This is a genomic window from Schwartzia sp. (in: firmicutes), from assembly GCF_978017985.1.
On sequence record NZ_CDXDFU010000152.1, the window covers coordinates 1 to 10,238 of the forward strand.

General features: G+C 45.4%; 11 protein-coding genes. 3 read left to right on the plus strand and 8 right to left on the minus strand.

Annotated elements, in window-relative coordinates; genetic code table 11:
• The 6 genes from ACY69O_RS06920 to ACY69O_RS06945 all read right to left on the minus strand — a co-directional run.
• Window positions 1-565: alpha/beta hydrolase (locus tag ACY69O_RS06920; RefSeq protein WP_462332737.1), on the minus strand; the 565-nt coding region annotated here is incomplete at its 3' end.
• Between the two features lie 14 nt (window positions 566-579).
• A complete protein-coding gene (locus ACY69O_RS06925) occupies window positions 580-1,065 on the minus strand; it encodes a methylated-DNA--[protein]-cysteine S-methyltransferase (protein ID WP_462332738.1) in 486 nt (161 codons plus the stop codon).
• Window positions 1,062-1,454, minus strand: coding sequence for a VOC family protein (locus ACY69O_RS06930; RefSeq protein ID WP_462332739.1), 393 nt, complete (start codon window positions 1,452-1,454; stop codon window positions 1,062-1,064). Before ACY69O_RS06930 ends, ACY69O_RS06925 begins: the two co-directional genes overlap by 4 nt.
• Window positions 1,455-1,474: 20 nt before the next feature.
• Window positions 1,475-2,089 carry a DUF4234 domain-containing protein gene (locus ACY69O_RS06935; RefSeq protein WP_462332740.1) on the minus strand — a complete coding sequence of 205 codons (615 nt, stop codon included), beginning with the start codon at window positions 2,087-2,089 and terminating at the stop codon, window positions 1,475-1,477.
• Between the two features lie 154 nt (window positions 2,090-2,243).
• Window positions 2,244-5,081, minus strand: a complete 2,838-nt coding sequence (locus ACY69O_RS06940) for a transporter substrate-binding domain-containing protein (RefSeq protein ID WP_462332741.1) — start codon at window positions 5,079-5,081, stop codon at window positions 2,244-2,246.
• Window positions 5,082-5,242: 161 nt separating this feature from the next.
• The gene (locus tag ACY69O_RS06945) at window positions 5,243-5,599 is read right to left on the minus strand and encodes a hypothetical protein (RefSeq protein ID WP_462332742.1); all 357 of its coding nucleotides are present in this window, start codon (window positions 5,597-5,599) and stop codon (window positions 5,243-5,245) included.
• Window positions 5,600-5,876: 277 nt separating this feature from the next.
• On the opposite strand from ACY69O_RS06945, the gene ACY69O_RS06950 reads away from it, so the two are divergent.
• Window positions 5,877-7,034: an MFS transporter gene (locus ACY69O_RS06950; RefSeq protein WP_462332743.1), complete on the plus strand. Its 1,158-nt coding sequence runs from the start codon at window positions 5,877-5,879 to the stop codon at window positions 7,032-7,034.
• 402 nt (window positions 7,035-7,436) lie between these two features.
• Here the strand turns inward: ACY69O_RS06950 and ACY69O_RS06955 are convergent, their stop codons facing one another.
• Window positions 7,437-8,219, minus strand: a complete 783-nt coding sequence (locus ACY69O_RS06955; RefSeq protein ID WP_462332744.1) for a metallophosphoesterase — start codon at window positions 8,217-8,219, stop codon at window positions 7,437-7,439.
• A gap of 28 nt (window positions 8,220-8,247) precedes the next feature.
• A complete protein-coding gene (locus ACY69O_RS06960; protein WP_462332745.1) occupies window positions 8,248-8,730 on the minus strand; it encodes a hypothetical protein in 483 nt (160 codons plus the stop codon).
• A gap of 253 nt (window positions 8,731-8,983) precedes the next feature.
• Between ACY69O_RS06960 and ACY69O_RS06965 the strand changes: the two genes are divergently transcribed.
• Together ACY69O_RS06965 and ACY69O_RS06970 are read left to right on the plus strand one after the other, a co-directional pair.
• A complete protein-coding gene (locus tag ACY69O_RS06965; RefSeq protein WP_462332746.1) occupies window positions 8,984-9,160 on the plus strand; it encodes a hypothetical protein in 177 nt (58 codons plus the stop codon).
• Window positions 9,161-9,349: 189 nt separating this feature from the next.
• Window positions 9,350-10,238: cytochrome ubiquinol oxidase subunit I (locus ACY69O_RS06970; protein WP_462332747.1), on the plus strand; the 889-nt coding region annotated here is incomplete at its 3' end.

The following is a 10,238-nucleotide window of genomic DNA, read 5'->3' on the forward strand; positions in this document are numbered from 1 at the left end:
AGTATTCGTAATTGCGGACGTCACTCGTTTTGAGCCCCTCCATGAAGTCCTTGTCTATTTTCATTTTACGGTCAAAGCCCACAAGGATTTCCTTGCCCTTCTCCAGCTTCACACGGTCAGGCTCCGAAATGTTATGTCCCATGATTTCATACATATCCGTTCCGGGGGCGCGAAGAGCGATTTTTCTGAAGGGATTCCCTATTTCCGCGATATATTTCAGTCCGAGATATCCGCCAAAGCTTGTGGCATAGAGGTATATATCCTCTGTATTAAATTCCTTTTTTGCGTATTCAATCACAAGTGTCAGATACGTCATGCACTCATCAAGTACAAGCTTCTTGCGTGCGTCGTCACCGTGACATGGCCAATCGAAGCATATAACTCCGTAATTTTTGTACTTGGAGGTCAGCCTTTCGGCAAATTTTTCCGCGGAACGGTTCTCCTTGTTTCCGCCAAAGCCGTGCGCGGAAATCACCACACGGTCAACGGCGTGTATGTCCTTGTTAAAGTAGAGCTTGCAACGTATGCTCAGCCCCTGTTCGTTTATGTCAAAATGTTTTTCCATTGAATTACCTTCTATTATTGTATGTGTCCCGTACTTTCCAATCTAAGCAGCGCTTCTTTTCTCCAAAGCCCCTCAGCATAGCCAGTGAGGCTTCCGTCCGCGCCGATGACACGGTGGCATGGTACGATAAGACAGACAGGATTATGTCCTATGGCTCCACCTGCTGCCTGCGCAGACATGCGTGCCCTTCCCATAATCCGTGCAGCCTCAGAAGCTACGGCTCCGTATGTTGTTGTTTCCCCATATGGAATTGTCAGCAGAATCTTCCACACAGTCCGGCGGAAAGCCGTTCCTTCGAGCAAAAACTTCGGAGAAAACTCCGGTTTTTCTCCCGCAAAGTAACGGGTGAGCCAGTGCTTTGTTTCTCCAAAGACGGCTGAATCCGTCTCCTGCATTATCTCTTCCGAATCTTTAGTAAACCAAAGTCCTGTGAGAGCATCATTTTCCGCCGTCATCGTCATTTTCCCGAGAAATGTATCAAAATAGGCATACGCCGTCATTTATTTTCACCATTTCCGTAAAACCCGAGTTCTACAAGATTTCCGTCCGGGTCGCGCAGATAAATGCTTTGTATCGTTCCCAGTGTTCCGTGCCTTTGTACAATGTCCCGTTCCAGCACCGCCCCGCGAGCGATAAGTTCCTTTTTCACCTCATGGATATCCCCATCCACGCGAATGCAGAAATCAAGGCTTCCCGAAAGCGGGTAGAATGCTGCCGGCTCAAATTCAGCGGCACGGGTATGAATATTGATTTTCGATGTGCCAAGGCGGATACTGTACCGCCCCTCGTATTCCTCCACGGGGAGCCCCAGAATGTCCCTGTAAAAATGAAGACACCGCTTGAGGGCTGTCGTCGTGAGGACAATGTGATCAATCTGTTCAGCTTTCACGGAAACCTCTCCCTTCTTGCTCATACACGTTCAGTTACAGCAATCTCTCCATTCTCCTGCCTGTCCGCAATATCATTCAAAGATGCCTGCAGAAATCCCAACGTGAAAATATTTGTGCGTAACAAAAACATCAGCACATATAGAATACGCGGGCTTGGATTCGAGCGTTTATAGACGAACCAAAGAAGAAGCGCAGAAAATGCAACAGCAACCACAACGTTGAACAGAAACGCTCCCATTGCAACCCACATAGCAGCATCGGATTTAAACCCACTATCTACGCAGTTAATATAATTTCCGACTCCCTGAATCGCGGATAAGCCTATCATGATGAGCGTTGTTATCACGATGACCTTCTTATAGGTTTTGTTCGCTACCGAGTCAAGCGCTATTCCCATGCGGTAACGGGTCTCCACCAGCTCGCCGCCCAGCTGGTAAATCCAGTAGTACATATAGAAAGAGCATGTGAGGATAGAAAAAAGCACCGCTTTCCCTCCGCTTGCACACCTGGGCTTTCCCGATACGGTATGGACGTCGTTCGTAACCTGTGCCATCCAGTACAATCCGTAAAGACCACAGGTCAAAAAAGTAAATAAGACTCTCAATGTAATATCATGTCTCTCGATTCTTTCCACTGGTTATCCTCCCAAAGAAACAAAATTTTTCCTGTCCATCATAGCACGACAGAAATTTTTTCTCTACCCAAAGCGCAGTCTGAATCAAAAAGAGGGACAAAAGGCTTCTCTTCGTCCCTCGTATTTCCCCTCGTACAGGATATATAATACAGCTTTATTCAGAATTTTTAAGTACTCTTGCAATCTCATTCATGAGCAGCCGTACATCTATTGGCTTCGCTATGTGTCCATTCATTCCTGCTTTAAAGGCTTCCCTTTTGTCCTCTTCAAAGGCATTGGCTGTCATCGCGATAATCGGAATATCTGCCTTCTCCTTGTCCTTCATATTCCTTATTATCCTTGCAGCTTCATAGCCGTTCATATTCGGCATCTGAATATCCATCAGAATGACATCATATTTATGCGGCTCGGAATTTTCTATCGCTTCTACGCAAATATTGCCGTCAGATACATGCTCCACTATAAATCCCGCATCTCCAAGGATAGCCTTGGCAATTTCAGCATTAATTTCGTTGTCCTCCGCCATCAAAATCGACTTGCCTTTGAACTGCTCCGGATCTATTGCGACAACACTCGGCTGATTTGCACCGGCCTTTTCCGCAATGCGGAGAGGAATCGTAACTATAAAAGTCGTGCCCTCTCCCAGTTTACTCTTCACCTCAACGGTTCCGTTCATGAACTCAACAAGGCGTTTCACTATTGGCATTCCAAGGCCGGTTCCCTCTATCTTGGTACTTGTCGTATTGTGTTCACGGGAAAACTCCTCGAAAAGATGAGGCAGAAACTCCTCTGACATTCCTATGCCCGTGTCTGAAATCGTTGTCCTGAAAACAGTCCATCCCGCCCTGTCGCCCGGCAGCTCTTCAAGATGGATATGAACACTTCCTCCCGCATTCGTATATTTGTATGCATTGGAAAGAATATTCATGAAGACCTCGTTAGTCTTTGTGGCATCACAGTACACATACTGATGCTTTACGTCAAGCTGCATAGTGTATTTGATATTTTTCTGTTCCATCATTTCATGGAAAACCGTATACATACTCTCTGCGAACTGTCCCACATCGCATTCGGATTCGTCAAGTATAAGTGTGCCCTTTTCTATTCGGGCCATTTCGAGGACGTTGTTCAATATGGATAGCAGGACTCTGCTTGCATCTTTTATCTTTACAAGATACTGAGCGCGTTTTTCGGGTTCTTCCTGGTGCTTCTCCAGAAGGTCGCGAAGTCCCATTATGGCATTCATAGGCGTGCGGATATCATGGGACATATTGAACAGGAAGGAGGTTTTCGCGCTGTTTGCAGCTTCGGCAGCCTCACGTGCTTTTTCAAGCTCCACATTAAGAGTCTGTGCTTTTCTCGTCGCCCGTACGCTCCTCACAAACATGATACTTATTACCGCAATGATAAAAAACATGATGACAAGGGTAAGCACAAAATGCTCTCTCACATACTCCCAAAATGAAGCCTTTTGACCGCTGTAGGCAGAACGCCCGAGCAAAGCATAAGTCTCCGCATCCGTGATAGAATTTGTCATGCGTCCGAGAATAGAGTAGAGCAGCACATGGTCCTTTTGAACAGCAAAGGCAAGGTGCATTGTCTTTCCTGTTGATACAGGAATAAGACCATACCTGCCAACAAAAGGCATAAAGCGGTTAAGTCTGTAGTTGCTCAGAAGGAAGCAGTCAGCCTCATTTGCAACGACTCTCTTCAGACATTCATCAACAGAGTTGCAGTAAAGAATCTGCCAGTTCGGGAAGGCTTCACGGATTACAGCCTCCATTCTTATATTGCCTTTGTCTACCGCGACAATTATGTCATCCATGGGATTAAATCTTGCATGGTCCTTCGACCTTACAAGTGCCAGCAATCCGGAAGTGCCGAAGCCCTCCGTGACAAGCACATTGTTTTGCTCTGCTTCGTAGGTATCAAGAGTCATAGGGAATAGGCAGTCGATTTCCCCTGTCTGCAGAGCATCCACTGCATCCTTCAGATTGGCATACGCCACAGGCTTGAACTCAACCTTGACGTTTTTCATTGATGTTGAAAATCTGGTAAGACAATCTGCCAAAAAACCTTTGAGTTCCCCTGTTTCTTCATCTTTTGCGCAGAAAGGCATATAGTTATCCCAGTACCCGACACGAATTGGTCCGTGCATTTTCAGCCAGGTTACCTCTTTGCCCGGCAAGAATCTGAAGGATTCCTCACTGCTCAAATATTTTTCATTCAATTTTTTGTTATAATAACGATTTAGATTTTGTATCTGGCTCATGGCAGCATCAAGCTCCTGCCAAAGGTCGGAGCGGTTTTTATTGACTGCAAAGTAGAAGCTTGATGCTCCAATAGCAGCTATCGGATACGCATTTTCATAGTATGGCGCAAATATGGAAACACTTACGATTGCATCTATTTCTCCATTCTTCAGCGCTGCCGCTGACTTCCTTTCATTCCCATCAAGATGCACCAGCTGCACATCTACCTTATGCGCCTCCGCCCAGTTGATAAACAGCTTTTCCTGTATGCTGCCACGGTTTACGCCTACACGGGCTCCGTTGAGATAAGTGAAATCATCAGAATTGCTTTCTGCCTGATTGTCCTTTACAAAAAGGAAATATTCCTCCGCACCCATTGGCTGAGTGGAAAAAAGCATTTCTTCCGCCCGCTCATCCGTGAAGGAAACATCAGACATCATGTCTATTTCCCCTTTGCGGAGCATATCCATCAGTTCAACCCAGGAGCCGTTAACGTATTCGTAAGTCCAACCGGTATACGCCGCGATTTTTTTCTGATAGTCATATGCGTAACCGGTACGGCGTCCGTATCTGTCCTTGAAATTAAAAGGAGACTCAAACCAACCGACACGGACAATTTTTTTGCCCGTAGAGCGTCCTGTCGAAGCCTCGGCTGTGTCACAGGCAAAAAAACTTACACCCAAAATGCATATGCAGATGACAGCATATAGAATTTTTTTGAATTCATAAATCCTGCGCATAGATTTCCCGCCCTATTTGTACCCTGACAGCTTTTTCTTGGTAAATAAACAATCCCATTGTACTATTCTATATTATACAGCAAGACTCCTGCAAAAAATATGCGTTTCCCATAAAAAAAGCTCTCGCCCCGTATCGTATACAGTGCAAGAGCTGTTTCACATCATGTATCATCACGCATATCGACAAAGTGCATACGCAGCTTAACTTTGTGCTTCGGCCCATTGTCCTTCTTGAGTTCATTGGAAAGGTCGTTAAGCCGTTCAGCTGACCGAACCCGATCCTGTATCTTTTGATTCGTCTTTGAAAACTCGCCGGTGCATGCGTGACAGTATATACCACGATCAATCAATGCTCCGCATTTTTTGCAGGGGTATTTGATTGCCGCTCCGAGTTCAACGAGATGCCCACGCTCACGGAGATATTTAACGAGCTTCATAGGGGCCTTTGTCGCCTGCACAATATCCGGAACAGTGCAGCCCGGGTGGTCCTGCACATACTCAATAATAGTCTTTTTCATTTCCTCCTGTGACTGAAAGCAGGCATTGCAAATGCCCGGTCCTTTATCAATAAAAAGCTTATGGCAGATTGGACAGTTTTTCAAAGAAGCCAATTTTGTCCCCTCCAAATTTTGTTCTGTCTTGCCTTGATTTTTCCCACACTCATAAAGTATAAGAAAAATCTTTTCCCTCTTATGTCATATTCGCTTTCATTTTGCAAATTCCCTTCCCATTTGATATATTTTCTTTATCTTCTAATTTTATGGTGTTACAATCTGCCCGGGAAAGGAGGTTTGTATGAATAAAAAATTTTTGTACTTTATTGCTGCAGGGCATCTAAGTGTGGATATAAATTCCGGTTCTCTCCCGGCCATACTCCCTTTTTTCGTCACTGAATACGGTATGGACTACACAGCCGTTGCAGGGCTGATGTTTGCTTCATCCTTTCTTTCGTCTGTAATACAGCCCCTTTTCGGCTGGCTTGCGGACAGAGGTTCCCGACAATGGTTCATGGGGCTGGGCATTCTGCTCTCAGGACTTTCGCTTGCTTCGACCGGGCTTTTGTCCAATTATTGGACTATTTTCGCCGCAGTCACCATGATGGGTATAGGCGGTGCTATTTTTCATCCCGAAGCCGCACGTATGGTCAACGCCGTGTCAGGGGAAAACCGCGGTCAGGGCATGAGTATTTTCAGTGTCGGTGGTAACGGAGGCTTCGGATTCGGTCCGCTTCTTGCCGTATTCCTGCTTTCGACCTTTGGCATGAAAGGTACGTTATTCTACGGAGCCACCTCCATTATTATGGGAATTGCAATGCTGCTTATAGCTCCGCGCATACAAAAAGCGGCTGTAACCGAGAGAACAGCCGGAGCAGCCAAGGAAAACCACATCGGTCAAAATGACTGGGTCGCGTTTTCAAAGCTCACTCTCGTTATATTGTTCCGTTCCACTGTATTTACCTCAATCAGCAGTTTTCTTCCTCTGTACTGCATACAGGCACTGGGCACATCACACGCAGTCGGCAGCGCAACGCTCTCAATTATCTCTATTTCAGGTGTATTCGCCACCCTGGTCGGCGGTTGGTTCTCCGACCGCAAGGGATACGTGCAGACACTCAGATATGGCTGCTGTCTTCTCGTTCCGTGTCTTGCAATCGCAGTTTTTTCAGGCCATATATGGGCAGTTTACGCTATGCTGATTCCTCTGAGCTTTGCAATGCAGGGGCCCTATGCGGCATTTGTCGTTCTTGGACAGAGCTATCTTGCAAAAAGCATTGGCTTCGCATCAGGTGTCACCCTCGGGCTGTCCTTCAGTGTGGGCGGAATCATCGTACCCTCGCTTGGATGGTATGCGGACACCTACGGTATAAATTCCGTAATGACTCTTATCGTTTTAATCTCTGCCGCCGCTGCCGCAGCAACCTTTCTTTTGCCGCAGCCTAAAGAAAAAACATAGCCTTTTTAGCAAAAAACAGCGTATCGGAATTCTTATCCGACACGCTGTTTTATTTTTGCCTTCATTCCTATTTTTTATTCCTCATTTTTGACGTAAAAAATGCTGTTTTTTCGCGTCATTTTTTCCTTATTTTTCAGCTTGGATTTTATCAAAAATTTTGTCTGATTTTACACGTCGTTTTTGCTCTCATAACAGGCAAAAAATCTAATCAGGTCAAATCGCGTAAACCATTGATTTTCTAAGAAACTCCATGCATCAAACGAGTACATATATTTCTTTTTCAAGGCATTTTTTCTGTGTAATTTTTGCCCTGATTTTTCCGCTGTTTTTTACAGCATTTTTTCTCCTGTTTTTGCATCATTTTTTTGGATAAAATCCACACAAAAAAATACCATGTATTTTTTAATCTGCATGGTCTTCACTCTGCCAGAACTCTCCCGTTTTTACATCGATGCAGCTTACGTGTCCGTCAGGCCGAAAAGCTCCTGTATCGCAAAGCCATATATGATTTTTCTGCAGGATAGGGGTCCCGTCGCTTCCCGCACGGAGATGCTGCACAGGGGTGTGCCCCACAGCCACCGTCTGCTGTCCCGCGTAACCCGCATAGAAATCCCTGCGAACCCAGAGCATTTCCTCCATCTGGCGGAGATATGGCTTCTTCAAAAATCCCGCATGGGTGAAAAGATATTCTTTTCCCACGACTACGATACGTTTAAGCCCCTTTACGAACTCTATTAACGAACCGAATTCCGAATGACTTTTTTCGTACAGCGTTCTCAGCTGATAAAGGGTATCGTCTCCCCCATTGTCCAGCCACAGCCTGTCATTTACGAGGATATCCTTGATCCCGTATTCCTCGAAATGCTCAAGAAGAAGCGATTCATGATTGCCTCTGAGCGCTATTACATTATCATACTTTTCCGCCATGGACTTGACTGCGGAAAGACATTTCAGACTCTCAGGGCCGCGGTCAATATAGTCTCCCAAAAACACAAGAAGATCTTCCGAAGGAGTATAATCCAAAGAATCTAACATATTCTGCATCCGCCGATACTCCCCGTGAAGGTCCCCCACAGCCAAGATACGGCGGAATTTTGAGCTGTCCTTTATCCAGACAACGCCCTCGAAGGAATCCGGAGAATCCCCGCCAAATAGCATTTCTATACTGTCATAGCCGTCATGCATCCGTACTCCTCCTTTCAGGTAAAGGCACTTACTTCGGGAAAACAGTCCACAGCACCAACGCCACGGAAATAATGAATTTCCCGCTCAACGCCAAAAATGAAATAAGGCTTCCTGAATCTGCCTCTGAACGAAGCCCCTCTGCCAGCTTTTCTACGCTTTTATCGTGGTCCTTCGTATGGATTATGTCATACAGGCTGTAAAGCTCCAGCATAGCATCAACCGCCAGAACAGCCACTGCCGCATAAAACAGCTTCTGAGCCCATGGGGCAAATTCCACATGTCCCGCCGCAAGATAATATCCGATAGAATCCATTACAAGGAACGCAAAAAAATAAATGAGCAGTTCCCTGCCGTCAAATCTGTATGAGCTGAATTTCTCCATGAACTCTATTTCCTCAACAAGTTCATCGGCCTTCCCGGCGCCTTCTTTATCCTCCGAAGCAGTGTCCCGCATCATATAAAGGCTGACTCCGTTAACAAACATCCATGCCAGCGCATAAAGCTGAATCATAGAGCCGCCCTCTTTCGTATATCCATTATTTGTCCCAATTCTCCTTCTTTTTTCCTGTCTTTTTATAATATATCACATTGCCCGCTATTTTTCCTTATGGTCCGAGAAGAAAAGCTATTTTCAGTGCGTATCCCTACGGTAATGGCAAAATGCGTCCATTCATTTTTTCTGAGTATATAAAAAATATATTTTCAAATGGTGGTTTGCTGATTATAATTTATGGTATAATCATACACAGAGGGAGGTGAACCGCATGGCTAACGAAGTAACTCTGCGCGCACGCATCGCAACCCGCGTACACAACGCACTTAAAGAAGGTCCTATCACTATGATCGATAACACGGAGATTCAGGAGGCAATCTTCCAGGTAGCTATCGAGGCCGCTCTTGTCGCCGTTGAAGAATACGAAAACGAGAAGGCACAGGCATAATAAAATGAATGAAAGCAGCATCGCCTGATGGCAAAGCATTTTATGTTTTGTTATCAGGCGATGTTTTTTTATGAATATGCTGAAGAAATTCATTATATAATTGAAAACTCATAAATATATGCTACTATTAGGATAAGAATTGTGTATATCGTTTTATGTCAGGAAACAGTTGTGAAAGGAGTGCTTTTTATGGACATAATCGTATTGTCCCGATGGCAGTTCGCCATTACTACCATCTACCACTTTTTGTTCGTACCTGTTACCCTTGGGTTGACACTTTTTCTGGCTTTGCTGGAAACCTGTTACGTAACCACAAAACGTGAACATTGGAAAGAGCCATGCAGGAAGCTGATTAAATTCTTCGGCAATATTTTCCTGATAAATTTTGCAATGGGCGTTGTGACAGGTATTGTACAGGAATTTCATTTTGGTATGAACTGGTCCGAGTATTCGCGCTTCATGGGTGATATATTCGGCGCTCCTCTTGCTATGGAAGCACTGACCGCCTTTTTCCTCGAATCCACGTTTCTCGGTCTTTGGGTATTCGGCTGGGACAAGCTTCCGGAAAAACTCCACTGCGCCTGCATCTGGCTTGTGGCAATAGGAAGCAATCTTTCCTCCTTCTGGATACTTGTCGCCAATTCCTTTATGCAGCACCCCGTAGGCTATGCTGTTGAAAACGGCAGAGCTGTCATGACGGATTTCACCGCACTCATTACAAATCCTTACGTTGTCGGTGAGCTGAGCCACACCATTTTTTCCGGTATAGCAACAGCCGGCTTTTTGCTCCTCGTCATATGCGCATGGAAAATTGCCCGTGATATTGTATCACGTCAGATATTCATGCAGGCATTGAAAGGTGTATCCGTCTATCTGATTATCGGAATTATGGGAACAATGGGCACAGGCCATCTGCATACTCAATACCTTGCTGAGTCGCAGCCAATGAAGCTTTCCAGCATGGAAGCCCTTTGGGAAACCGAGGACCCTGCCCCATTTGCCGTTGTAGCTGACATCAATCAGGACGAACGTAGAAACAGATCTGAAATCAAAATCCCTGGCATGTTCTCTTTTATGC